Source organism: Mycobacterium sp. 141, from assembly GCF_000382405.1.
In the GTDB taxonomy this organism is placed as follows: Bacteria; Actinomycetota; Actinomycetes; order Mycobacteriales; family Mycobacteriaceae; genus Mycobacterium.
Genome location: NZ_KB908263.1, coordinates 126,737 through 151,016, shown reverse-complemented (window position 1 = coordinate 151,016; position 24,280 = coordinate 126,737). Strand labels below are relative to the sequence as shown.

The 24,280-nt window shown below is 65.8% G+C and carries 27 protein-coding genes and 1 pseudogene; 19 read left to right on the top strand and 9 right to left on the bottom strand.

What is annotated here, in order from left to right; genetic code table 11:
• The 9 genes and pseudogenes from adh to H276_RS0114045 form a co-directional block, all read left to right on the top strand.
• Positions 1–796 (top strand): annotated as a pseudogene (gene adh / locus H276_RS0114085) (aldehyde dehydrogenase); the annotation flags it as partial.
• 2 nt (positions 797–798) lie between these two features.
• Positions 799–1,299 (top strand): DUF779 domain-containing protein, encoded by a 501-nt coding sequence (locus H276_RS0114080; protein WP_026356989.1) that lies wholly within the window; start codon positions 799–801, stop codon positions 1,297–1,299.
• A gap of 78 nt (positions 1,300–1,377) precedes the next feature.
• Positions 1,378–2,979 carry an ABC transporter substrate-binding protein gene (locus tag H276_RS0114075; protein ID WP_019971951.1) on the top strand — a complete coding sequence of 534 codons (1,602 nt, stop codon included), beginning with the start codon at positions 1,378–1,380 and terminating at the stop codon, positions 2,977–2,979.
• 29 nt (positions 2,980–3,008) lie between these two features.
• Positions 3,009–3,980: an ABC transporter permease gene (locus tag H276_RS0114070; RefSeq protein WP_019971950.1), complete on the top strand. Its 972-nt coding sequence runs from the start codon at positions 3,009–3,011 to the stop codon at positions 3,978–3,980.
• Positions 3,977–4,801 (top strand): ABC transporter permease, encoded by an 825-nt coding sequence (locus tag H276_RS0114065; protein ID WP_019971949.1) that lies wholly within the window; start codon positions 3,977–3,979, stop codon positions 4,799–4,801. The genes H276_RS0114070 and H276_RS0114065 overlap by 4 nt, the downstream gene beginning before the upstream one ends.
• Positions 4,801–5,571, top strand: a complete 771-nt coding sequence (locus H276_RS0114060) for an ATP-binding cassette domain-containing protein (RefSeq protein WP_036461090.1) — start codon at positions 4,801–4,803, stop codon at positions 5,569–5,571. The genes H276_RS0114065 and H276_RS0114060 overlap by 1 nt, the downstream gene beginning before the upstream one ends.
• The gene (locus tag H276_RS0114055; RefSeq protein ID WP_019971947.1) at positions 5,568–6,185 is read left to right on the top strand and encodes an ABC transporter ATP-binding protein; all 618 of its coding nucleotides are present in this window, start codon (positions 5,568–5,570) and stop codon (positions 6,183–6,185) included. Before H276_RS0114060 ends, H276_RS0114055 begins: the two co-directional genes overlap by 4 nt.
• A gap of 69 nt (positions 6,186–6,254) precedes the next feature.
• Positions 6,255–7,655, top strand: a complete 1,401-nt coding sequence (gene lpdA, locus H276_RS0114050; RefSeq protein ID WP_026356987.1) for a dihydrolipoyl dehydrogenase — start codon at positions 6,255–6,257, stop codon at positions 7,653–7,655.
• Positions 7,652–7,921, top strand: coding sequence for a hypothetical protein (locus H276_RS0114045; protein WP_019971945.1), 270 nt, complete (start codon positions 7,652–7,654; stop codon positions 7,919–7,921). The genes lpdA and H276_RS0114045 overlap by 4 nt, the downstream gene beginning before the upstream one ends.
• Before the next feature lie 5 nt (positions 7,922–7,926).
• Here H276_RS0114045 and H276_RS0114040 read toward each other — a convergent pair whose 3' ends face one another.
• Both H276_RS0114040 and ramB read right to left on the bottom strand, forming a co-directional pair.
• A complete protein-coding gene (locus tag H276_RS0114040; protein WP_019971944.1) occupies positions 7,927–8,478 on the bottom strand; it encodes a carboxymuconolactone decarboxylase family protein in 552 nt (183 codons plus the stop codon).
• Positions 8,479–8,566: 88 nt separating this feature from the next.
• Positions 8,567–9,991: an acetate metabolism transcriptional regulator RamB gene (ramB, locus tag H276_RS0114035; RefSeq protein ID WP_019971943.1), complete on the bottom strand. Its 1,425-nt coding sequence runs from the start codon at positions 9,989–9,991 to the stop codon at positions 8,567–8,569.
• Between the two features lie 117 nt (positions 9,992–10,108).
• Here ramB and H276_RS0114030 point away from each other — a divergent pair, with 117 nt between their 5' ends.
• From H276_RS0114030 to H276_RS0114015, 4 genes are all read left to right on the top strand, one after another.
• Entirely contained in the window at positions 10,109–10,930 is an 822-nt protein-coding gene (locus tag H276_RS0114030) for an acyl-[acyl-carrier-protein] thioesterase (RefSeq protein ID WP_019971942.1), read from the top strand.
• A 260-nt stretch (positions 10,931–11,190) separates the two neighbouring features.
• A complete protein-coding gene (gene aceA, locus H276_RS0114025; protein ID WP_019971941.1) occupies positions 11,191–12,477 on the top strand; it encodes an isocitrate lyase in 1,287 nt (428 codons plus the stop codon).
• 175 nt (positions 12,478–12,652) lie between these two features.
• Positions 12,653–13,513 carry a 3-hydroxybutyryl-CoA dehydrogenase gene (locus H276_RS0114020; RefSeq protein WP_026356986.1) on the top strand — a complete coding sequence of 287 codons (861 nt, stop codon included), beginning with the start codon at positions 12,653–12,655 and terminating at the stop codon, positions 13,511–13,513.
• Between the two features lie 143 nt (positions 13,514–13,656).
• Positions 13,657–14,532: a cyclopropane mycolic acid synthase family methyltransferase gene (locus H276_RS0114015; RefSeq protein WP_019971939.1), complete on the top strand. Its 876-nt coding sequence runs from the start codon at positions 13,657–13,659 to the stop codon at positions 14,530–14,532.
• A 16-nt stretch (positions 14,533–14,548) separates the two neighbouring features.
• On the opposite strand, the gene H276_RS0114010 is transcribed toward H276_RS0114015, so the two are convergent.
• From H276_RS0114010 to H276_RS0114000, 3 genes are all read right to left on the bottom strand, one after another.
• A complete protein-coding gene (locus tag H276_RS0114010) occupies positions 14,549–15,406 on the bottom strand; it encodes an endonuclease domain-containing protein (protein ID WP_019971938.1) in 858 nt (285 codons plus the stop codon).
• Positions 15,407–15,515: 109 nt separating this feature from the next.
• Positions 15,516–16,394 (bottom strand): polyphosphate kinase 2 family protein, encoded by an 879-nt coding sequence (locus H276_RS0114005; protein ID WP_019971937.1) that lies wholly within the window; start codon positions 16,392–16,394, stop codon positions 15,516–15,518.
• A 17-nt stretch (positions 16,395–16,411) separates the two neighbouring features.
• Positions 16,412–17,104 carry a TetR/AcrR family transcriptional regulator gene (locus tag H276_RS0114000; protein ID WP_019971936.1) on the bottom strand — a complete coding sequence of 231 codons (693 nt, stop codon included), beginning with the start codon at positions 17,102–17,104 and terminating at the stop codon, positions 16,412–16,414.
• Positions 17,105–17,210: 106 nt separating this feature from the next.
• Between H276_RS0114000 and H276_RS0113995 the strand changes: the two genes are divergently transcribed.
• The 6 genes from H276_RS0113995 to deoC all read left to right on the top strand — a co-directional run bounded on the left by H276_RS0113995 (position 17,211) and on the right by deoC (position 21,226).
• The gene (locus H276_RS0113995) at positions 17,211–18,545 is read left to right on the top strand and encodes a DUF445 domain-containing protein (protein ID WP_026356985.1); all 1,335 of its coding nucleotides are present in this window, start codon (positions 17,211–17,213) and stop codon (positions 18,543–18,545) included.
• An 88-nt stretch (positions 18,546–18,633) separates the two neighbouring features.
• The gene (locus tag H276_RS0113990; RefSeq protein ID WP_019971934.1) at positions 18,634–19,101 is read left to right on the top strand and encodes a helix-turn-helix transcriptional regulator; all 468 of its coding nucleotides are present in this window, start codon (positions 18,634–18,636) and stop codon (positions 19,099–19,101) included.
• 13 nt (positions 19,102–19,114) lie between these two features.
• A complete protein-coding gene (locus H276_RS0113985; RefSeq protein WP_019971933.1) occupies positions 19,115–19,768 on the top strand; it encodes a hypothetical protein in 654 nt (217 codons plus the stop codon).
• Between the two features lie 63 nt (positions 19,769–19,831).
• Positions 19,832–20,116 (top strand): DUF2516 family protein, encoded by a 285-nt coding sequence (locus tag H276_RS0113980; protein WP_018603748.1) that lies wholly within the window; start codon positions 19,832–19,834, stop codon positions 20,114–20,116.
• A 4-nt stretch (positions 20,117–20,120) separates the two neighbouring features.
• Positions 20,121–20,549 (top strand): DUF2599 domain-containing protein, encoded by a 429-nt coding sequence (locus tag H276_RS0113975; RefSeq protein ID WP_019971932.1) that lies wholly within the window; start codon positions 20,121–20,123, stop codon positions 20,547–20,549.
• Positions 20,549–21,226 carry a deoxyribose-phosphate aldolase gene (deoC, locus tag H276_RS0113970; protein ID WP_019971931.1) on the top strand — a complete coding sequence of 226 codons (678 nt, stop codon included), beginning with the start codon at positions 20,549–20,551 and terminating at the stop codon, positions 21,224–21,226. Before H276_RS0113975 ends, deoC begins: the two co-directional genes overlap by 1 nt.
• A gap of 8 nt (positions 21,227–21,234) precedes the next feature.
• Here deoC and H276_RS0113965 read toward each other — a convergent pair whose 3' ends face one another.
• The 4 genes from H276_RS0113965 to H276_RS0113950 are packed head-to-tail and all read right to left on the bottom strand — an operon-like array spanning position 21,235 to position 24,279.
• A complete protein-coding gene (locus H276_RS0113965) occupies positions 21,235–22,122 on the bottom strand; it encodes a DUF2993 domain-containing protein (RefSeq protein WP_019971930.1) in 888 nt (295 codons plus the stop codon).
• Positions 22,119–22,934 (bottom strand): carbon-nitrogen hydrolase family protein, encoded by an 816-nt coding sequence (locus H276_RS0113960; RefSeq protein WP_026356984.1) that lies wholly within the window; start codon positions 22,932–22,934, stop codon positions 22,119–22,121. Before H276_RS0113960 ends, H276_RS0113965 begins: the two co-directional genes overlap by 4 nt.
• Positions 22,935–22,939: 5 nt before the next feature.
• On the bottom strand, positions 22,940–23,749 hold the full coding sequence (locus tag H276_RS0113955; protein ID WP_019971928.1) for a class I SAM-dependent methyltransferase: 810 nt from the start codon (positions 23,747–23,749) through the stop codon (positions 22,940–22,942).
• A 23-nt stretch (positions 23,750–23,772) separates the two neighbouring features.
• On the bottom strand, positions 23,773–24,279 hold the full coding sequence (locus H276_RS0113950) for a DUF2505 domain-containing protein (protein WP_019971927.1): 507 nt from the start codon (positions 24,277–24,279) through the stop codon (positions 23,773–23,775).
• Position 24,280: the final 1 nt, after the last annotated feature.

Sequence of the window (24,280 nt, the reverse complement as noted above, 5' to 3'; positions counted from 1 at the left end):
CACGACCGGCCGGCTGATCATGCAGTACGCGTCGCAGAACCTCATCCCCGTCACCCTCGAACTCGGCGGCAAGAGCCCCAACATCTTCTTCAACGACGTGATGGCGGCAGGCGACGACTTCCAGGACAAGGCCCTGGAAGGCTTCACGATGTTCGCCCTCAACCAGGGCGAGGTATGTACGTGCCCGTCGCGCAGCCTCATTCAGGCCGACATTTTCGATGAGTTCCTGGAGTTGGCCGCGATCCGCACCAAGGCGGTCCGCCAGGGTGATCCGCTGGACACCGAGACCATGATCGGGGCGCAGGCCTCCAACGATCAGTTCGAGAAGATCCTGTCTTACATCGAGATCGGCAAGTCCGAAGGGGCCCGGGTGGTCACCGGTGGGGAACGCGCCGACCTCGGTGGTGACCTGGCCGGCGGGTTCTACATCCAGCCGACGGTGTTCGCGGGCAAGAACAACATGCGGATCTTCCAGGAGGAGATCTTCGGCCCGGTCGTCGCGGTGACCTCGTTCGCGGATTATGACGATGCGATCTGGATCGCCAATGACACGCTGTACGGGTTGGGTGCGGGGGTGTGGAGCCGTGACGGTAACACCGCCTATCGCGCCGGCCGCGACATCAAGGCGGGCCGGGTGTGGACCAACTGCTACCACCAGTATCCCGCCCACGCCGCGTTCGGCGGGTACAAGCAGTCCGGGATCGGCCGCGAGAACCACAAGATGATGCTGGACCACTACCAGCAGACCAAGAACCTGCTGGTGTCCTACAGCAACAAAGCCCAGGGATTCTTCTAGACATGACTAGCAGAGCCCTCATAACCCAAGCCGCCGCCGATCTGCTGGCAACGCTGCAGGAACGGCACGGGGCGTTGATGTTTCACCAGTCCGGCGGATGTTGCGACGGGTCGTCGCCGATGTGTTACCCCGACGGCGATTTCATCGTCGGGGACCGGGACATCCTGTTGGGTGTGCTCGACGTCGGTGAGACCGCGGACGCGAGGAGCAAGGGAATCTTCGGTGTGCCGGTGTGGATCTCCGGGCCGCAGTTCGACGCGTGGAAACACACCCAACTGGTGATCGATGTGGTGCCCGGCCGCGGTGGCGGATTCAGCTTGGAGGCGCCCGAGGGTAAGCGCTTCCTGTCGCGCGGACGGGCGTTCACCGCCGCCGAGCTCGACGAACTCGCTGCGTCCCCGCCGCTGACCGGCGCCGAGTACGCGGCGGGGAAGCGCCCGGCGGACACGGGCAGTCACATCGTCGCCGAGGCGTCAGACGCCTGCCCGGTGCCGGGACACTAGGCGCCGCGTTCTGCCGACGTTGGAACTGACCTGTCTGACATTGCTGCGAAAAACCAGTTCATATGTTCAGATGGACAGATGTCACGTCCGCTCATGTGCTCGTCGCAGCTGCACCCACTTGTCGTATTCGGCGTGATAGTCGCGCTGACGCTCTCCGGCTGTGCGTCCAATTTCGTTCCGGCCGAACGGAATCAGATCGTGCTTGCGGAAGGGCAGGAACTCGGCGGCTACAACCCCGTTTCCGGCTACGGCGAACTCGGCGTATCGCCGATCTATGAAGGTCTGTACCGCCCGCAGGGCGTGTCGGACTCGGCGGTGCCAAACCTTGTCCCATCGCTCGCCACGGCGGCGCCGGATCCGGTGGGGCCGAGACGATGGCGTGTGCCGTTGCGCGAGGGCGTGAAATTCTCCGACGGCACCGGCTTCGACGCTGCCGATGTGGTGGCGACCTACACGGCGGTGAAGAACCCCGAGGTGGCATCGGAGATCTCCACCCACGTGGAGCCCATCACCGCGATGACCGCCGACGGCCCGCACGCCGTCATCGTGGAGACCAGCACGGCCGCCGACCCGACACCCTTCCTCCTGCTGGGCATCCTGCCGTCGGAAAAGGTGGAGGCAAAACCGGCGGCTGACTGGGCCGTGAACACCGCACCGATCGGAACCGGCCCCTACCGGCTGGAAAGCCTGCGGCCGGATCAGGCCGTCATGGTCGCCCGCGACGACTACTGGGGTCCACCGGCACAGGTTCGACGCGTGATCTATACCTACAACCCCGACGACAACGTGCGCGCTCAGCGCATCATCGCCGGCGAGGTCGACGGAGTGAACTTGCCGCCCAAGCTGATCGATTCCATCGGCCGCGACAGCGTACGTACCGTGGCGGTGCAGTCCGCGGATTGGCGGGGCGTCGCGTTCCCGTCCGGAAATCCGTTCACCGCTGACCCGCGGGCCCGGCTGGCGATGAACCTCGCCGTCGACCGCGAGGCGTTGATCCGCGACGTGGTGGCCGGACACGGGCGCGCGGCGAGCACGCCGATCGCCGCGGTCTACGGCGCTGCCTTCAACTCGGACGCGCAGTTCGAGTTCGACCTGCCGGGCGCGGAAAAGATGCTGGACGACGCCGGTTGGCGGACCGGTGCCGGCGGATGGCGCGAAAAGGGCGGTGCGAAAGCGTCATTCGAGCTCCTCTACAACGCCCAGGACACATTGCGCCGCGACCTCGCGGTGGCCTTCGCAACAGCGATGAAGCCATTGGGCGTCGACGTGCGCACCCGCGGCACCAGCTGGGACGAGATCGACACGCGATTCGGTGACTCGGCGGTACTGCTCGGTGGCGGGTCGACGCCCTACAGCATCGATTCGCAGGTGTACGACACCCTGCACACCCGGGTGGCGGACTCGTCGCCATACTCCAACCCGGGCAACTTCACCGCGCGAGAGCTGGACGGACTGCTCGAGCAGGCACGCGAAACTGGACCGGGCGCAACGAAAGACGAGTTGTACCGCCAGATTCAAACGGTCTACGCCGCCGAGCCGTCCTACGTCTACCTTGCGTTCATCGATCACACGTACGGGTATCGGGACCAGGGCTGGCAGCAGGTGGCACCGATACTCGAACCGCATTCCCATGGTGTGTCGTGGGGCCCGTGGTGGGATGTTGCCGCGTGGACACGTTGACCCGCTCGAGCGTCGACCGTGACCGCCGAATGCGTGCTGCCGCACGCCTGCTCGGCATCCGTACCGCCGTCGCGGTGCCGGTGACCGTCGCGGTCTCGGTGGTGATGTTCGGCATCGCGTCCCTGTCGCCGTTCGATCCACTGGTGGCCTATCTGGGTGACAACTACCAGGCCGCCACCCAATCTCAACGCGCGGCGGTACGCGCCGCATACGACACCGATCAACCGTGGTGGCAGGCATGGTGGAACTGGTTTTTCGGCGCCATCCGCGGTGACCTCGGCTGGGCGTCCACGAAATCGCAATCCGTCACGACGGTGCTGGCCGAGCGGATACCGTTCACGCTGGGGTTGTCCGGGGTGGCGTTGTTGACCGCGGCGGCCGTGGCAATCCTGTTTGGCGGCATCGCCGGAATGCGCAGAGGCGGTGTGCTGGATCGGCTGTGCACCGGCGTGGCGGTGGTAGTGGCCGCGGTGCCGCCGTTCGTCGTATCGCTGACGTTGGTCGCGGTGGTGGCAGTGGGGTTGCGATTGTTGCCTGCCTCGGGGGCCAGCGCTCCCGGGGACGATTACACCGCCGGTGGCCTGATCCGGCACGCGGTGCTGCCGTTGATCGCACTGACGGTGTCGCAGATCCCCTGGTTGATGTTGACCATGAGGACCGCAGTGGTGCAGGCATGCGAGTCCGATGCGGTGCGCGCCGCGAGGTCACGCGGTGTCCACGGCTGGGCTCTGCTGCGCGGCCACATCGGCCCGATCTCGGTACTGCCGACGCTGGCGTTGCTGGGAACCCGGCTGCCTGAGCTGATTGCCGGCGCAGCGATCGTGGAGACTGTGTTCAGCTGGCCGGGAATGGCCGCCACGCTGGTGGAATCTGCCGCAGCACTGGACTTTTCATTGCTCGCGGCGTTGACGGTCGGGTCGGCGTTCGCGGTGTTGGCCGGGTCGGCACTGTCCGATGCGGCAGCCGTGGCGATCGATCCGCGAATCGAGATGAAGGCATGACAGTGAGGCGGAGCGCGCAGGCGCGGGTCGGTTGGCCATGGGTGGTGATCGGCCTGATCGTGGTGGCCGCGGTGGCGATTCCGGCGCTCGCCGGTGAACAGGTCGCCGATTTCGGTGCGGCGTTGCGGCCACCGGCGATCGAAAACCCGGCAGGGACCGACCATTCGGGTTACGACCTGCTGGTGCGTACCGCCGAAGGGTTGCGGATCTCGCTGGTGATCGCCGCGGTGTGTGCACTTGCCGCGACGGTGCTGGGTCTCTTGATCGGTGTCGGTTCGGCACTGGTCGGCGGCTGGGTCGACGCGATCGTGATGCGGGTGGTCGACGGTTTCAACGCGCTGCCTCATCTCGTCGTCGGGATCGTCATCGCCGCGATGTGGCGTGGTGCTCCGCTGGCCATCATCGCGTCGATCGCGTTGACCCACTGGCCGGCCGTCGCCCGGGTGGTGCGCGCCGAATTACTGTCGGTCACCGACGCCGGATGGGTGCAGGCCGCGAAACTGGCCGGTGCGTCGCGCTGGTTCGTCGCACGCAATCACCTGGTGCCCGCGGTGACCGGTCAAGCGCTGGTGGCGATGGTGATGCTGCTGCCGCATGCCGTGTGGCACGAGTCGACGCTGTCCTTCCTCGGGATCGGTCTTTCCCCGGACCGGGCCAGCCTCGGCACCTTGCTCGGGCAGGCGCGGGGCGATGTGCTGATGGGTGCCTGGTGGACGCTCGCCGTGCCTGCCGTGGCGCTCGTCGCGACCGCGCTGGCCTTCGCCCTGGCGGGTACTGCGGTGCGACGACGGAACGCGCCGCCGGTCGGGCAGGTGTGGTGATGGCGCCCCCGACAGCACAGCTGTGCCACCTCACCGTCGACATAGCCACCCGCAGCGGTCGCAATGCGCCGGTGGTGCGGGTTCTCGATTCGGTCAGCCTGGATGTGGGTGCGGGCTGCGTCACGGCGCTGATCGGCGAATCGGGCTGTGGAAAGTCGATGGTCGCTGCCGCATTGTGCGGTCTGTTGCCGCCGGCGGCCCAAGTGACAGGACGCATCCTGGTCCGGGGTGAGGACCTGGTCGCGTCGGGCGAGCGCGGCTGGCGGCCGCTACGCGGACATCACATCGGCTTGGTGCCGCAGTCCGCGGCGACCTCGTTCACGCCGGTCCGCACGATCGGATCCCAGCTGACCGAGGTGTGCGAACGGCTGAGCGCCGACCGCACACCAGCACAGTTGTGCGCGGCAGTCCGGTTGCCGGCCGATGTCGTCCACCGCTATCCCCATGAACTGTCCGGAGGCATGGCGCAGCGTGCTGCGATCGCCGCGGCCCTGGCCGGGCGCCCGGAATTGCTCATCGCCGACGAACCGACCTCGGCGCTCGACCCCGCCAACGCGGCCGTGGTGTGGCAGTTGCTGGCCGAGGCTGCTTCCGATGGTGCGGCGGTGCTCGTCATCACCCACGATCTCCCGTCACTGCTGCGTGCCGACGTGTGCGACGACATTGCACTGATGAGTGCCGGCAGCATTCTCCGGCGGGCCGCTACCACGGATATGCTCGCCGACCCGGACTCCTACGTGCGCAGATTCTTCGCAGCGGTGACGGCATGAGCGCCTGTCAGCTGGAGGCCGACGGCGTCTGCGTGTCATTCGACGGCCGGCGTGTTCTCGACGCTGTCGGGCTGACCGCAGCCGGCGGCGAGATCGTCGGGGTCACCGGACCGTCGGGCTGCGGCAAGACGACCTTGCTGCGGGTGTTGGCCGGGCTGCACCACCCCGACGCAGGCGAGGTCCGCTACCACGGATCTACGGAGCCGCCGCCGGCGTCGCTCGCGTTACTCGCCCAGCATGCACGGCTGGTCTGCAATCCACGGTGGACACTCGGCCGGATCATCGCCGAACCGGCGGTCATCGGCGGGACGGCAGTGTCGGTCGGTGCCATCGCGCGCCGTGTCGGTCTTGACGAGTCGTTGCTGGAGCGTCATCCCGGTCAGGTCAGCGACGGCCAATTGCAACGGGCGTGCCTGGGCCGGATCGTCGCGCAGCAGCCCGCGATCGTGCTGTGCGACGAGCCGACGGCGATGCTGGACCCCATCGCCACCGATCACGTCGCGGAACTGTTGCGCGACGTCGCCGCCGGTGGCGCCAGCGTCGTGCTGGTGAGCCATGACGCGGATCTCGTCAGCGCGTTGAGCACGCGTGCCCACACGCTGCCGGGCGGCTGATCGGTCGTCTTCGCACCCGACCGTGGATCGGTCGATGGAAACCAGGGTCCGCACACTAGGGTGGGGGGCGTGACCCACTTTGATGTTGTTGTTCTCGGAGCTGGTCCCGGTGGATACGTCGCGGCTATTCGTGCCGCTCAACTGGGGTTGAGTACCGCCATCATCGAACCCAAGTATTGGGGTGGGGTGTGCCTGAACGTCGGGTGTATCCCGTCGAAGGCGTTGCTGCGCAACGCCGAGCTGGCCCATATCTTCGCCAAGGAAGCCAAGACTTTCGGGATCAGCGGTGAGGCCAGCTTCGATTACGGTGCGGCGTTCGACCGCAGCCGCAAGGTCGCCGAGGGCCGGGTCGCCGGTGTGCACTTTTTGATGAAGAAGAACAAGATCACCGAGATCCACGGCTACGGCTCCTTCACCGGGCCGAAATCGATCTTGGTCAAGCTCAACGACGGCGGCACCGAGAACGTCACCTTCGACAACGCGATCATCGCCACCGGCTCCTCGACGCGGCTGGTGCCCGGCACCGCGCTGTCGGACAACGTGGTGACCTACGAGACGCAGATCCTTTCCCGCGAGTTGCCCTCCTCGATCATCATTGCCGGGGCCGGGGCGATCGGCATGGAGTTCGCCTATGTGCTCAAGAACTACGGCGTCGATGTCACCATCGTGGAGTTTCTACCCCGCGCCCTGCCCAACGAGGACGCCGAGGTGTCCAAGGAGATCGAAAAGCAGTACAAGAAGCTGGGCGTGAAGATCCTCACCGGCACCAAGGTCGAAGGCATTGCCGATGAGGGTGTTGGCGGTCCTGTTCGGGTCACCGTGAGCAAGGACGGGGTGAGCGAGGAGCTCAAGGCCGACAAGGTGCTGCAGGCCATCGGGTTCGCCCCCAATGTCGACGGGTATGGGTTGGAGGCGGCGGGGGTGGTGCTGACCGACCGCAAGGCCATCGGTATCGATGACGACATGCGCACCAACGTGCCCCACATTTATGCGATCGGGGATGTCACCGGCAAGCTGCAGCTCGCGCATGTGGCCGAGGCTCAGGGGGTGGTGGCCGCCGAGACCATCGCTGGTGCCGAGACGTTGCCGCTCGGGGACTACCGAATGATGCCGCGGGCCACGTTCTGCCAGCCGCAGGTCGCCAGTTTCGGATTGACCGAGGAACAAGCCCGCGCCGAGGGGTACGACGTCGTCGTCGCGAAGTTCCCGTTCACCGCCAACGGCAAGGCACACGGCCTGGCCGATCCGACCGGGTTCGTCAAACTGATCGCCGACAAGAAACACCTGGAGTTGCTCGGCGGCCACCTGATCGGGCCCGACGTCTCCGAGTTGCTGCCGGAACTGACCCTGGCGCAGAAGTGGGACCTGACCGCCCACGAGCTGGCCCGCAACGTGCACACCCACCCGACCCTCTCGGAAGCCCTGCAGGAATGCTTCCACGGCCTCACCGGCCACATGATCAACTTTTGAAAAACGAGATCATCGCCGGGATCGGCGGATTGGTCGTCGGCCACATCCTGTGGCTGATGGCCATTTCGTTGGCCACCGACAGCGGCTACGTCAACCAGTGGGTGCTGGTGGTGGCTGCGGTGTCCTTACTCGTCGGTGTGGCGGGGGGCCTGCTCGGCTGGCGCAAGCATCAGCACGAGGCCCACGAATGGGCGGCGTTCCTGTGGCTGCTACCGGTCTCGCCGGTGCTGTTGTCGATCGCGGTGCTCGGGGTGACCTACCTGTAAGCGCTTCAGTCGGGGAAGTCCAGCGGAATCCGCAGTGTCGCCATCGTTGCCGCCAGCGCATCGTATTGCCCTGCCAGCATGCAGAATTCGATGAGCTGGGTGCGGCTGAGGATCGCCGAAAGCGCGGCCCAGGTCTCCGATGACATCGAGCGGGTGACGACGAATTCGTCGGTTGCGGTGATGAGGACCCGCTGCCGGTCGGTCAGGCCCGCGGCGTCGGGACCCTCGAAGATGCGAGCCTGGGTCTCAGGGTCCACCCCGCGGCTGCGTGCCAGCCGGCGGTGCTGCTGCAGTTCGTACTCGCAGTCACGCAGGTGCGCGACGCGCAGGATCACCAGTTCGGCGTCTTTGCGAGGCAGCTTGCCGAGCGGTCCGAGTAATAGACCTGCTGACGGCAGCCACGCCAGGAACAGCAGCTTGTGCTGACCGAGCACGTTGAACAGGGTGAACCGCGGTGCCCGGATGGCCCGCGCGCCCACCTTGGCGATGGCCCAGTTGATCGGCCCCAGTTCCCGGAATCCGCCCGGTGCGATACGGGCGGGCTCAAGTGTGCTCACCTAGCTGAGTCTGGCACACCCTCGCGACACAACGGTTTGTGGTGCGGTTTCGACGATTTCGCGCCACAAACCGTACTCTCGGCGGAGATCACAAATTTGAGGACTTCTTGACCAGATACGGCAACACTGTCGAGCGGTGTTCGTCGAGGTCCAGCGCCCTCCCGAGGGCGGGGAAGGCCCGCTGAGGGCAGTTGTCGCGTTCGCACACCCGGCATCCGGACCCGATCGGTGTGCTGACCTCACCCGAGAGGTCCAGGCCGTCGGAGTAGACCAGTCGATGGGCATGACGCAATTCGCAACCGAGGCCGATCGCGAAAGTCTTGCCGGGCTGGCCATATCGCGAAGCGCGACGCTCGACGGTGCGGGCCACCCACATGTAATTGCGTCCGTCGGGCATCTGGGCGATCTGCACCAGGATCTTGCCCGGGTTGCCGAACGTCTCGTAGACATTCCACAGCGGGCAGGTGCCGCCCGAGGAGGAGAAGTGGAAACCGGTGGCGGACTGGCGCTTTGACATGTTCCCGGCCCGGTCGACGCGGACGAACGACAACGGTACACCACGCATCGACGGGCGTTGCAGCGTCGAAAGCCGATGGGAGACAGTCTCATAGCTCACGGAGTAGAAGGCGGACAGACGCTCGACGTCGTAGCGGAAGTTCTCGGCGACCTCGTGGAACTGCCGGTAGGGCAGCACGGTGGCGGCCGCGAAGTAGTTGGCCAGCCCCAGTCGCGCGAGCTTGCGTGATTCGTCGCTGGTGAAGTTGCCTTCGGCGACCTGCGCATCGATCAGGTCGCCAAATTCCAGATAAGCCAGCTCGGCGGCGAGCTTGAACACGTACTGCCCCGAGGAAAGATGACCGCCGATCTCCAGCGTCTTGGTCTGCGGGTCGTAGCGGTGCATCACGGTGTCGCCGGGATCGATACGTTTGACGATGCGCACGCCGTGCACCATGATGAGTCGTTCGGAGAGCTCGCGCGAAAGCTCGGCGCGGTGCGTCCGCATGCGGATGGTGAAATCTTCTGCGGCGGTGTCGAGTTCGTGCAGATAGTTCTGCCGCTGGTAGAAGAAGTCGCGAACTTCCTCGTGCGGCATGGTTATCGATCCGCTGCCGCTGCTGTCGGAATAGCGGCCTTCGGTGACTGCAGCGAGTTGTGTTGTGGTGAGCCGATAACGTTGATGCAGATTGACCATCGCCTGCGCCAGCGTCGGGTGGGTGTTGACGATGTCGGCGACCTCGGCGACGTCGACATCGATGCCGAGGTCGCGGTCCAGCGTCACCTCGCGCAGTTCGGCGACCAAACGGGTGTCGTCGTGGGATGCGAAGAAGGTGGCATCCACGCCGAACACCTCGGTGATGCGCAGCAACACCGACACCGTCAGGGGCCGTACGTCATGCTCGATCTGGTTGAGGTAGCTGGGGGATATGTCGAGCATCTGCGCCAGTGCGGCCTGGCTGAAACCGCGTTCGCCACGCAGTTGCCGCACCCGCGAGCCGACGAAGGTTTTTGCCACGTCAACCAGCCTAGCTACGGTGCGAGGGGTGGCTTTGCATGCTTGGCAGAGCGATCGTTGGGGCGGTATCGCGGTGCCTGGCATGATCGGTCTGGACGACCGATTGGGGAGATCGAGATGACGGGTTCCGCAGACAAGTCGACAGCCGGACTGGGCAAAGTCATGATGCCGGTACCGGATCCGCATCCCGACGTCTTCGACCGCGAATGGCCGCTGCGGGTCGGCGACATCGATCGGGTGGGCCGGCTGCGGTTCGACGCCGCGTGTCGCCACATCCAGGACATCGGATCCGATCAGCTGCGGGAGATGGGCTTCGAGGAGACCCACCCGCTGTGGATCGTCCGGCGGACCATGATCGACCTGATCCGTCCCGTCGAGTTCCAGGACATGCTGCGCATGCGGCGTTGGTGTTCGGGGACGTCGAACCGGTGGTGTGAGATGCGGGTTCGCATAGATGGCCGCAAGGGCGGCCTGATGGAATCTGAGGCGTTCTGGATCAACATCAACCGCGAGACCCAGGGGCCGGCCCGCATCTCCGACGACTTCCTCGAAGGTCTGCGACGGACCACGGACGAGTCCCGGCTGCGCTGGAAGCCCTACTTGAGACCGGGCAGCCGCGAGGACGCAGTCGAGATCAAGGAATATCCGGTCCGGGTGTCGGACATCGACCTGTTCGACCACATGAACAACTCGGTCTACTGGACGGTCATCGAGGACTACCTGCATTCCCGCCCGGAGCTGCTCGCCGGACCACTACGGGTGGCCATCGAGCACGACGCCGCGGTGGCTCTCGGCGAGAAGCTCGAGATCCTCTCGCACGTGTACCCGGCGGGGTCGACGGACGAGTTCGGGCCGGAGCTGGCCGACCGGACTGTTATAACGCTCACATATGTGGTCGGCGACGAGGCCAAAGCCATCGCCACGCTGTTCTCCCTCTGATTACTTCCGGTTTAACAGTACGAGCGTACTGACCTGCACAAATCGGTTACCCACGGGTAGCTTCTGAACCGGTACAGCCATCATATTTCTTCGCAAACTTTGCAAGTTAACGCTGCCATTTGGCGAAAATTGGCAATTGAAACAGGTGGACCTGCGGTTATGTGCTGTGCCATCGTCGAATTAGCACATCAGTGAAGCTGCTGCGGCGTTAACAAGACCGGACGGCGTCGGCGGCAACTTACAACCGAAGGAGCAGTTCTATGTCGACCGTGGGCACCCCCAAGTCACCGGAACAGATTCAGCACGACTGGGATCACAACCCCCGCTGGAAGGGCGTCACCCGCACCTACACCCCGGCAGACGTCGTCGCACTGCAGGGCCACGTCGTCGAGGAGGCCACCCTGGCCCGCCGCGGCGCCGAGGTGCTGTGGGATCAGCTCCACAACATGGACTTCGTCAACGCGCTCGGCGCGCTGACCGGCAACATGGCCGTGCAGCAGGTCCGTGCCGGCCTCAAGGCCATCTACCTGTCGGGTTGGCAGGTCGCCGGTGACGCCAACCTCTCCGGCCACACCTACCCCGACCAGAGCCTGTACCCGGCCAACTCGGTGCCGCAGGTCGTCCGCCGTATCAATAACGCGCTGCTGCGCGCCGACGAGATCGCCAAGGTCGAGGGCGACACCTCCGTCGAGAACTGGCTCGCGCCGATCGTCGCCGACGGTGAGGCCGGCTTCGGCGGTGCGCTCAATGTCTATGAGCTGCAGAAGGCCATGATCGCGGCGGGTGTGGCCGGTTCGCACTGGGAGGACCAGCTGGCCTCGGAGAAGAAGTGTGGTCACCTCGGCGGCAAGGTGCTGATCCCGACCCAGCAGCACATCCGCACCCTGACCTCGGCACGCCTGGCTGCCGATGTGGCCGACGTGCCGACCGTCGTCATCGCCCGTACCGACGCCGAGGCCGCCACCCTGATCACCAGCGACGTCGACGAGCGCGATCGCCCGTTCATCACCGGCGAACGCACCGCCGAGGGCTTCTACCGAGTCCGCAACGGCCTGGAGCCGTGCATCGCCCGGGCCAGGGCCTACGCGCCGTACTCCGACCTGATCTGGATGGAGACCGGCACGCCGGACCTGGAGCTGGCGGCTAAGTTCGCCGAGGGCGTCAAGAGCGAGTTCCCCGACCAGATGCTGGCCTACAACTGCTCGCCGTCGTTCAACTGGCGCAAGCACCTCGACGACGCGACCATTGCGAAGTTCCAGAAGGAGCTCGGCGCGATGGGCTTCAAGTTCCAGTTCATCACGCTTGCCGGCTTCCACGCCCTGAACTACTCGATGTTCGATCTGGCATACGGTTATGCCCGCAACCAGATGGCCGCCTACGTCGAGCTGCAGGAACGCGAGTTCGCCGCCGAGGCGCGCGGCTACACCGCCACCAAGCACCAGCGTGAGGTCGGCGCCGGTTACTTCGACCGGATCGCCACCACCGTGGATCCGACCAGCTCGACCACCGCGCTCGCGGGCTCGACCGAAGAGGGCCAGTTCCACTGAGCTTGCGAAGTGGAACCGACTAGCTGGAGCCACTGAGCTTGCGAAGTGGAACCGACTAGCTGGAGCCACTGAGCCACTGATCTTCGGCCGCCAAAGGTTGACAGCAGCAGGCCCCGCTCAGAATTCTTGGGCGGGGCCTGTCGCGTGTCCGGGACATCGAGACGAAAGTGAAATAGTGAGCGATCAAATTGAACGAGTAGGTGTCATCGGCGCCGGGCAGATGGGCGCCGGCATTGCCGAGGTGTCCGCCCGGGCCGGCGTCGACGTCCTGGTCTACGAGACCACCGATGAGCTGATCACCGCCGGACGCAACCGCATCACCAAGTCGCTGGAGCGCGGTGTGAAAGCGGGCAAGGTCACCGAGCGCGAAAAAGACGACGCACTGGCAAAGCTCAAATTCACCACCAGCATGGCCGATCTCGCCGATCGGCAACTCGTCATCGAAGCGGTGATCGAGGACGAGAACGTCAAGGCCAAGATCTTCGCCGAACTCGATCGGGTGGTCACCGACCCGGACGCCGTGCTGGCGTCGAACACCTCGAGCATCCCGATCATGAAACTCGCAGCGGCCACCCAGGACCCTGCCAGGGTGCTGGGCCTGCACTTCTTCAACCCGGTGCCGGTGCTGCCCTTGGTCGAGCTGGTCAGCACGCTCGTGACCAGCGACGATGCCGCCGCGCGGGCCGAGGAGTTCGCGAGCGCGGTGCTCGGAAAGCAGGTCGTGCGCTGCGCTGACCGGTCCGGTTTCGTGGTCAACGCGTTGCTAGTTCCGTACCTGCTCGCGGCAGTCCGGATGGTCGAGGGTCGGTTCGCCACGATCGAGGACGTCGACAAGGCGGTCGTCGCCGGGCTCTCGCATCCGATGGGCCCGCTGCGACTCTCTGACCTGGTCGGCCTCGATACATTAAAGCTGATCGCGGACAAGATGTTTGAGGAGTTCAAGGAGCCGTTGTATGCCGCTCCACCGCTGTTGCTGCGCATGGTCGAGGCGGGGCAGCTCGGGAAGAAGTCGGGGCAAGGCTTCTACACCTACTGAACGGATCCGCGCTGGCACTCAGCGCCGCGCTTAGCTACGCTACCTTCGGTAGGGCCTGCTGGCTCGGTCTTGAGTCTGCGCGGCGCCACGCGCCGGCCGGGCCGGTTACTCGTCAGCAGAGAAACGCAAAGGGTTACTGTCGTATGTCACAAGCCGATTCCGATCTAGCTCCGTACTACGAGGAGTCGCAGTCGATCTACGACATCTCGAACGAGTTCTTTGCCCTGTGGCTCGGGCCGACCATGGGCTACACGTGCGGTTACTACGAGCGCGAGGACATGACGCTCGAGGAGTCGCAGAACGCCAAGTTCGACCTGGCTCTGGGCAAGCTCGACCTCCAGCCGGGCATGACCCTGCTCGACATCGGCTGTGGCTGGGGCGGTGCCCTGGAGCGCGCTGTCACCAAATTCGACGTCAACGTCATCGGCATCACGCTGAGCAAGGCCCAGTCGGAGTGGGCTCGGGAACGGCTGGCCAAGATCGACACCAACCGCACCGTCGACATCCGGCTGCAGGGCTGGGAAGAGTTCAACGAGCCTGTCGACCGGATCGTCTCGATCGGCGCGTTCGAGGCCTTCAAGGCCGAGCGTTACCCGATCTTCTTCGAGCGCGCCTACAGCATCCTGCCGGAGAACGGCGGTCGGATGCTGCTGCACACGATCCTGGCGCACACCCAGCAGTTCTTCCGGGAGAACGGCATCAAGCTCACGATCAGCGACCTGAAGTTCATGAAGTTCATCGGCGAGGAGATCTTCCCCGGCGGGCAGCTGCCTGCGGTCGAGGACATCGAGAAGCTCGCCGCGGATTCCGGCTTCACCCTGGAGCGCACGCATCTGCTGCGGCCGCACTACGCGCGCACACTGGACATGTGGGCGGCAAACCTGGAGGCGGCGAAGGACGAGGCCATCGCCATGCAGGGCCAGGAAGTCTATGACCGTTACATGAAGTACCTGACCGGTTGCGCCGACTTCTTCCGTCGCGGCATCACCAACATCGGACAGTTCACGCTCGTCAAATAGTTCAGCCTCGGTGCATTTAGCGGGGATACCCCGCCCGATGGAGCGCATTCCAGGCGCGGGCGACAATCTCGGGTCCTCGATACCGTAGTTGCCGGGCGCTCACCCGCACGATCGTCCAGCCGCGTGAGGCCAGGAATTCCAACCGGACGATGTCGTTCTCATGGTTCTCGGGGTTCGTCCAGTGCTGTTCTCCGTCGTACTCGACGCCGACCGTCCACTCCGGCCATCCCATATCGATCCGCCGGCGCACCCGCCCTCGCTCGTCTGCAACCGGGATCTGAGTGGCGGGCCGGGGGACTCCGCCGCGGACGAGCAGCAGACGCAGCCGGGTTTCCTGCGGTGATTCGGCTCCAGCGTCGGCGAGATCGAGTGCGCTCCGTAACCGCCGGATACCGCGGGCGCCCGGATAGCGCTCCGCGATGCCTTTGACCCGGTCCACCCCGACGTTTGTCACGTTGAGCAGCGCATCGATCTGGATGATCGCAGTGTCGAGCGGTCGGCGGCGTCCGATGTCGTAGCAGGTGCGGGCGACGCTGGTGCAGGTCATGCCGTCGACGACGTCGACTTCGTCGTCGGCGATCACGCCGGTGTGGATCAGGATGCCCGGTGGCGAGGGGTGACGGATGCGGGCAAGCTCGGCGGGCGCGTCAGTGGGTAGCCACTTGCTGCCGAGCACTGCCGCCGCGGAGTATCCGGCCAGGGTTGCGCTGCGGCGAGACCACAGCCATGCGGCACTTGCCCTTGACCGTGCGTCGAGCGTGAAATCCTTTGGAATATAGATGTTTTGGTGAATCTTACGATAGCTGGTACGAAGTGCGTACCGGGTGACGGCCTCAGCGGCGAGCGCCTCGGTCCCCACGATGATGTCCCCCACAACGATATTCGACGCAGTGGGCGCCAGCCCGGTTCCCGCCTCACGACACTACGGTTTTTGGTGCGAGTTCCGGGATTTCGCGCCAAAAACCGTAGTGTGGGCGGAACGATCACGCCGAAGCGAGGCGGTGCTTCTCTGTTTTGACGTCGAAATCGGCTGCCGGCCAACTCAAGTCGAATTGCTTCAGCGCCTCGATGAGCAACTCCAGGATCGCCAGCCGGCTGTACCACTTGCGGTTGCACGGCACGATGTGCCAGGGCGCGTACTCGGTCGAGGTACGGTCCAGCACAGCCTGATAGGCCTCCTGGTACTGCGGCCAGAGCATGCGCTCGTCGATATCTGCCGGGTTGTACTTCCAGAATTTGTCGGTACGGTCCAGCCTTTGGGCGAGGCGGCGCTTCTGCTCGTCGAGCGAGACGAACATCGCGACCTTGACGATCTTGGTGCCGGAGTCGACGAGTTCCTTCTCGAAAGCGTTGATCTCGTCGTAGCGGGCTTCCCAGACGTCCGGCGGAACCAGACTGTGTACTCGGACGATGAGCACGTCCTCGTAGTGGGACCGGTCGAACACGCCGATATGGCCGGCCGGCGGCAGCGCCTTGCGGATCCGCCACAGGTAGTGGTGCGCCAGCTCTTCCTCGGTCGGCTTGCCGAAGCTCGCATACCGGATTCCTTGTGGATTACCCGCTCCCACAACGTGTTTGACGATACCGCCCTTGCCGGCGGTGTCCATGCCCTGCAGCACCAACAGCAGTGAGCGTGAGTCTCCTGCGCGGCTGGCCGCATACAGCATCTCCTGCAGCCCGGCGAACCGGGCGTTGCGCTCGGCCTGCAATTCGGGTGCGTCGCGCTTGGAACCTTTGAACCCCGGGATCGCATCGGGATCGATGTCGACGACTTTGTCGCCGGCGCGGAACTCCAGATGGTGATGCGGCTCGTGGCTCCACTGCGCCGGCAGTTCGTCGTCGGGCTTGTCGCTGGTCGTCACCCGGCCTAGTCAAGCAGCTACGGCGGCAATACCGGGGAAGGATGCGGCTGCGAGTTGAATTTCTCCAGCGAACCGCCGACCTCGACGATGCCGCACAGCGCGTTCCACGACAGCATGGTCAGGTAGTCGATGAGCTCGTCCGCGGTGATCCGCGGGTTCGACATCCACGAATGCGTGGCCAGTTGTACGCCGCCGACGGTGTGGAACGCCCACGCATCCACTCCGCCGGTGTCCATCCCCACGTCGGCCATTCGGCGGCGCAGCATCACCGCGAGCATGCGCGCGATGATCTGCTCGGAATCCGCGACCGCCTTGCTCTTGCTTGCCGAGTTGCTCGTCATCACGAATTGGTACGGCTCGGGTTCGGCGGCCACCGTCTCGACATACACCTTGATGATTTCGCGGGTGAGGTCGAAGCCGTCCAGATTGGATGACAGCGCCGCGGCCATGTTGGGGATCAGCGTGGTCTGGGCGAAACGCATCATGACCGCGGTGGTGAGATCGCTCTTGTCGACGAAGTAGCGGTACAACACGGTCTTGGAGACCCCGATTTCCGCCGCGATCTCGTCCATACTGACGTTGCTGCCGAGCCGACGGATGGCCTCGAGGGTGCCATCTACCAGCTCGTTACGTCGCTCCACCTTGTGTTGGTGCCAGCGCCGTTTACGTCCATCGGTCTTCACCGTCGCCGGCGGAGTCTGCTGTGCCACTGTCGCAGTAGTCCCATTCCCTAGTTCCACTCGATAGTACGGCGGGACACCTGCTGTCGGGCCGTGGGATCGAGCCCTCGGCCACGCCGTTGTGGATGATGGAGACGTGGCACATAGATCCGAACCAGGTTTGCGTGCGCTTCCTGCTCAGCGGGCGAGTTTTGCCGAGACGCTGGCAGGTGCCGATTCGGCAGCGGATGCCGAGCGTCGGCGTGGTTTGCGGCGGATGAAGGCCGTCGCTCTCGGCTTCCTGCTGGGCGCCACGGCGATCTACCTCGTGTGCACCTGGGCGCAGTCCCGCGGCGCCGCAGCGGCACCGTGGATCGGGTATGTGCGGGCCGCAGCGGAGGCCGGCATGGTGGGTGCTCTGGCGGACTGGTTCGCCGTGACGGCGCTGTTCCGTCATCCGTTGGGCATCCCCATCCCGCACACCGCGATCATCAAGCGCAAGAAGGACCAGCTCGGTGAGGGACTCGGCGCCTTCGTGCGGGAGAACTTCATGTCGCCCCAGGTGATCGAGACCAAGGTGCGCGACGCGCAGGTGGCGGGCCGGCTCGGCAAATGGCTCACCGACCGCTCTCACGCCGAGCGGGTGGCCTCGGAGAGCGCCACCATGCTGCGGGTCGGGGTAGAGCTGTTGCGCGACGAAGACGTGCAACACGTGCTGGACCGGATGATCGTCAAGCGCATCGCTGAGCCGAAGTGGGGGCCGCCGATCGGACGGGTGTTGGCCACCCTGCTGGCCGAGGGCCGCCAGGAGGCGCTGATCCAGCTGTTGTGCGACCGCGCGTTCCAGTGGTCGCTCAATGCCGGTGAGGTCATCGAGCGGGTGATCGAGCGTGATTCCCCGACCTGGTCGCCGCGGTGGGTCGATCATCTGGTCGGCGAGCGGATCCACCGCGAGCTGATGGACTTCACCGACAAGGTGCGTCGCAACCCCGACCATGAGCTGCGCCGGTCGGCCACCCGTTTCATGTTCGAGTTCGCCGACGATCTGCAGAACGACGACGCGACCATTCAGCGCGCGGAAAATGTCAAAGAGCAGATCATGGCCCGTGACGAGGTGGCCAGGGCCGCCGAAACCGCCTGGAACGCGGCCAAACGCATCATCGGCGAGTCGGTGGACGATCCGTCGTCGGCTCTGCGGATCCGGATCGCCGACTCGGTGATGCGCATCGGAGAGTCCCTGTGTGACGACGCCGAGCTCCGCGACAAGGTGGACAACTGGATCGTGCGCGCCGCAAAACACCTGGTCGGCGAGTATGGGACGGAGATCACAGCGATCATCACCGAGACGATCGAACGCTGGGATGCCGATGAGGCGAGTCGTCGTATCGAACTCCACGTCGGCCGTGACCTGCAATTCATCCGGATCAATGGCACCGTGGTAGGTGCGCTGGCGGGTCTGGTCATCTATGCGATCGGTCAACTGCTGTTCTGACCTGCGCTAGCAGGCGCTTGCAATTGTTAGCACCGGCTCGTACCGTGGGTTCCGTCAGCGGAAAGCCCAAATAGAAACGAGGCTCAACATGTCGCAGGACGAGAATCTTGCCGCTGTGGTGAGCAGTGCGGCATCGGATATCGGCAGTTTCATCCGCAGCCAGCGTGAAGCGGCACAGGTGTCCGTGCGTCAACTTGCCGAGAAGGCCGGCGTCAGCAATCCCTACCTCAGCCAGATCGAGCGGGGACTGCGAAAGCCGTCGGCCGATGTGCTCAAGGAGATTGCCAAGGCACTGCGGGTTTCTGCCGAAGTGCTCTACCTGCGGGCCGGAATCCTCGAACCCACCGAGGGCAACCAGGTCCGTGACGCGATCGTCGGTGACACCGCGATCACCGAGCGGCAGAAGCAGGTGCTGCTCGACATCTACACGTCTTTCTGTCAGCAGAACGAGGGCAGCGAAGACACGGCAGCGGGGGTGTCGGCACCGCACGAGTCGGTGCCGGAGACGCCTTCCGAAACGCCGCAATCACCCCCGTCATCAACTGCAAGCATCTGAAAGGAAATTCGAGATGACCGAGAAGAACCAGCCCACCGTCGAGGACCTCAAGGCTCCGCTGTTCGCTGCCGTCGGCGCCGCCGATCTGGCTCTGGCGACCGTGAACGAGATCATCGCGAGCTTGCGTGAGCGCGCCGAAGATGCCCGCACCGACGCCAACAGCCGTGTCGAGGAGAGCCGCGCCCGCCTGACCAAGCTGCAGGAAGACCTGCCGGGCCAGTTCGAGGAGTTCCGCGAGAAGTTCACCTCCGAGGAACTGCGTAAGGCCGCCGAGGGCTACGCCGATCAGGCCACCGCGACCTACAACAAGCTCGTCGAGCGGGGCGAGGCCGCCCTGGAGCGCCTGCGCAGCCAGCCGGCGATCGAAGAGGCCGCCAGCCGTGTCGAGGAGTACACCGACCAGGTCACCGAACTGACCCAGGACGCGCTGGGCACCGTGGCGTCGCAGACCCGCGCCGTCGGTGAGCGTGCCGCCAAGCTGGTCGGTGTCGAACTGCCGAAGAAGGCCGAGGAGGCGGCTCCCGCCAAGAAGGCCGCCCCGGTCAAGAAGGCCGCCGCGGTCGCTCCTGCCACCCCGGCCGCCCCTGCTGCCAAGAAGGCTGCTCCGGCCACCCCGGCCGCCGCCGCCAAGAAGGTGGCCCCCGCCAAGAAGGTGACCCAGAAGTAATTCGGCCCCGACCGGGATGCCCGGTCGTTCGCGCTGACGATGATGCCCGCATAGGGTGGTGAGGTGTCACTTGCCAACCTTGCGGGCGTCATTGTTGCCGTCATCGTGATCGCGGTGTTCGTCGTCGGTCTGTACGCCTTCGTGCACGCGGCGATGCAGCGGCCCGACGCTTACACAGCGACGGGCAAACTCACCAAGCCGGTGTGGCTGGCCATCATCGGTGTGGCGCTGCTCCTGGAACTGCTGATGCGCGATGCCTTCGGAGCCGCCATCGCCGCGTGCGCCAGCGGTGTCTACCTCGTGGATGTGCGCCCCAAACTGCTTGAGATCCAAGGAAAGTCGCGGTAGGGCGATGCGCTCACCGATGGCTGCATTCGGTGCGGCCGGCTTGGCCCTGTCCGGGCTGCTGACCCTGACGCCGGTGGCGATGGCCGATCCCGATCCGTTCTCTGCGCACCCGTACGTCGACCACGTCGAATGGGCCAAGTGGGGTGGTGACCTGTCGAGTCTGCGTGTCTATCCCAGCACCCTGGCCCGTCGACTGGCCGCCCAGCCGGGCACCACCGTGCAGGCCGACGAGGCGTGGGCTGAGGTGCTGGCTCTGTCGCCGGACGCCGACGTACCCGGCATGCGTGCGCAGTTCCTGTGCCACTGGACCTTCGCGGAGATCATCGAGCCCGGTAAGACCAGCTGGAACCTGGAGCCGTGGCGGCCGCAGGTGTCGCCCGAGCAGATGGTGGCGGCCAGGTGCAATCCCGGCGGCGTCGAGGAGCCATTCTGATGAGCGGCTACACCCGCGCCCAGGTGGCCGGGCTCGTCGACCACACGTTGCTCAAACCCGAGGCCACCACCGCTGACATCGTCGCGCTGGTGGGCGAAGCGGCCGAACTCGCAGTGTTCTCGGTGTGCGTATCACCGCCGTTCGTACCGCTCGCCCGGGCCGCGTGCCCGGAAGGTCTGGCCGTCGCCGCGGTAGCCGGATTCCCTTCGGGCAAGCACCTCTCGGAGATCAAGGCCAGGGAAGCCGGTCTGGCCGCCGAGGCCGGCGCCGCCGAGATCGACATGGTCATCGACGTCGGGGCAGCCCTGGCCGGCGACCTCGACGCGGTGGCTGCGGACGTGGCCGCCGTCCGGTCCGCAGCGCCCGCGGCGACGCTGAAGGTGATCGTGGAGTCCGCGGCGCTGCTGGAATTCTCCGGGGAGCGATTGCTACTCGACGTGTGCCGCGTCAGCGAGGATGCCGGCGCGGATTTCGTCAAGACCTCCACCGGGTTTCACCCCACTGGCGGCGCTTCGGTGCGGGCGGTCGAGCTGATGGCCGGCGCGGTGGGCGAGCGGCTCGGCGTCAAGGCCAGCGGCGGCATCCGCACCGCGAAGCAGGCCGTCGCGATGCTCGAGGCCGGCGCCACTCGGCTGGGTCTGTCCGGGACCCGTGCGGTGCTCGACGGCCTCGGCTAGCAGCCCGCTCACAACTTCGCGAAGCAGGGATCCTCGGAGCCCTTGGGCATCGACGCGTTCTGCGTCGAATACCGCGCGTTCACCCCATTGTCGGTGACCTGCACGCTGTCGGCGTGGATCCCCATCGGGTAGTTGTCGGTCAGCTGGCTGGTGAAGCTGTCCAGGATCGGCTGGATGGTCTCGCGCGGCCATGACAGCCCGACCGCCTTCAGCTCGATGATCTGCAGCGCGATACCCTTGTCTGCCACCACCGGCTTGGCGGTGATCGTGCCGAGCATGCTCTTGAGCTGGATGGTGCCCGCGGACGCGTTCGTCGACACGTCGGTGATGGCCGAGCCGAGGAACGGCAGCTGGACCATGTTGGCCGCCGTCTGGCGGAGCCCGTCGAGAGACCACGTGATGTCGGCGGTCAACGATCCGACCGTGCCGCTGGAATCGTCCGTCTGCTGGATCCGCACATCCTTGATGCCTAGCACCACCTTCATGCCCTTGGCTTCACGGACCTGGTTGCCTGCGGTCACGATGTTGATGTTGGTGTAGTGCCCGGTGGCGTGCTGCCACAGAAACGGCGGCAGCGGGTCGAACGACGCCTTGGCGTCGTCCTGCACGACACACGAGACAACGCCTGCGACGACGCTGTCGGCGCGCTTGCGCGCGTACAGTTCACCGCCCAGCAGCCCCGCGGCGACCAGTGCCAGCACGATCACCACGACCAGCACGATCGACACCGGATCGGACAGCAGTTTCTTGATCTTCGATGCCGTCGGCGGGCCCGGTTTGGGTGCGGCGTCGGGTGGCGGCGCCTGGTATCCGGGCGGCGGGACCTGCGGCGGCTCTGCACCCCCGGCCGTCACGGGTGGGGACTGGTCGGTGGGGCGAGCCCAGGGATCGGTCACCCAGCCGATTGTGCCCTACCGATCTGAGCGAGCTCTGAGCGGTTCTGCAGCACCGCGATGCTGTCGCGGGCGCGCTGCGCAGCGTCGAGGTCGATGTCGACGACCAGTAACTCGGCGTCGGCGCCTGCGGCCGCCACCACCTCACCGGTGGGCGAGGCGACGATGCTGCCACCCACCCCGGTCGGACCGTACTTGGCGATCTCGTCGCCGGGATAGGGCTGGTCCACCGCCGCGACGAACCCGGTGGTGTCCAGCGCCCTGGCACGAGCCAGCAACGTCCATTGATCCAGCTTGCCCGGTCCCGACGCCCACGAAGCGTGCACGGTGATCAGCTGCGCGCCGCGGCGGGCCAGTTCGACGAACAGTTCGGGGAAGCGAATGTCGTAGCACGTCGTAAACCCGACCGTCACCCCGTCGACGGTGATGGTCACCAGCTCGAAACCCGGTGCGACAGTTTTGGACTCGGCAAAACCGAACGCGTCGTAAAGGTGGATCTTGTGATAGTGCGCCGCCACCGACGGCCCCGTCGCCAGCAGGGTGTTGGTCACCCGGCCGCCGTCAGCGGGTGCGAACATGCCGGCCGCCACCACGATCCCCGCGGCGGCGGCGATATCGCGGACGCCATTGGCCCACGGACCGTCCAGCGGTTGTGCGACCGGGGCCAACGGCACCCCGAAGCGGCACATGGTGGCCTCGGGAAAGAGCACCAGTTGAGCCCCGTCGGCCGCCGCGCGGCGGGTATAGGACTCGACGAGCTCGAGATTGGCCGACGGATCGGTGCCGGCGGCGACCTGCGCCAAGGCGATTCGCATGGGCATCAGGGTAGTGGTGCGACGGTCATCCATGGCACCGTCAGCACCCCGTCGCGCATCCGGCGACGCGGCGGTTCGACCGGAAAGCCGCCGAAGTTCTCGTCGCGCAGCAATTCCAGCATCGCCCGCCAGCGCACCCGCGGCCCGAAAACCCCGTGCCCGGCCACGCTGGCCCAGGCCAGATCCGCGGCACCGAGCAGCGCATGGATGGGCTGGCCCGGGACGTTGTGGTGGATGAGCACCTTCGGCAGGCGCTCGGCCAGATCCGACGGCCGCTCGATGCTGAAGGGATCGCAGGCCAGGGTGAGGCTCACCGGCCGTTCGGCGTCGAGCAGCACCCAGCAGCACAACCTGCCCAGTTCGTCGCACGTGCCGTCGACGATCAGCCCGCCCGGGGCCAGTTGGCGCTGCATCGAGGCCCACGCCTCGGGCACCGCCTCGACCGGATACTGCCGCAACACGTTGAACGCCCGGACCAGCACGGGGCGCAGCCCGGCCAGCTCGAAACCGCCGAGCGTGAACTCCACGGACAGATCTGATCCACTTCGCGTGTGGAAGGCCCGAGCCGTGGCCACCCGTTCGGGGTGGATCTCCAGGCCGACGACGCGGACATTCGCGCGCAAGGCCTGCAACCGCGTTGCCAGCTCGAGGGTGGTGACCGGCAACGCGCCGTAGCCGAGGTCCACCACCAGCGGGTCGACCGCGGCGCCGAGCACCGTGCGTACCCGGGCCGAATGCGCCAGCCACCGATCGCTGCGGCGCAGCCGGTTGTACCCGGTGGTGCCCCGCGTGATCGCCCCGACGGGCCGGCTCATGGCTGCTGACGCTACCGCCGCGCTCAGTTGTTCTCGGCGATCCACACCGTGGTGAAGCGCTGTTCGGCGGTCAGCAGATCCACCAGCTGGCCACCGATCAAGCTCTCGATCTTGCCGCCCACCAGCGGCACCTTCACGTCGACGCTGAGGACCACCGAAAGTTGGGAGCCGCTGCCGGCCCGGGCGAGCACCCCCGACCCGTCCAGGCTCACCGGGGCCCCGACGATCACGCCGCCCACGGTGCCGGTGGATTGGCCGTCGCGGACCGGTTGCCAGTGCTCCTCGCGGCGGATCCGCAGATCACCGTGGTGGAACTGAGACACCAGCGCAGGCAGGCCCTCGGCACGCAGCACGTGGCTGGTGATGACGTCGACATAACCGTCGTCGGTGACGGTCAACTCGTCGAGCGTGGCGTCGTCGGCCCCGAAACTGTCCAGCCGGGCCCGCCAGTACCGCTCCGTGCAGAAAGCCTTGTGCACCTGTTCGACGTCGGCGGGATATTCGGTGGCCATGTCGAATGATCGCGGCATA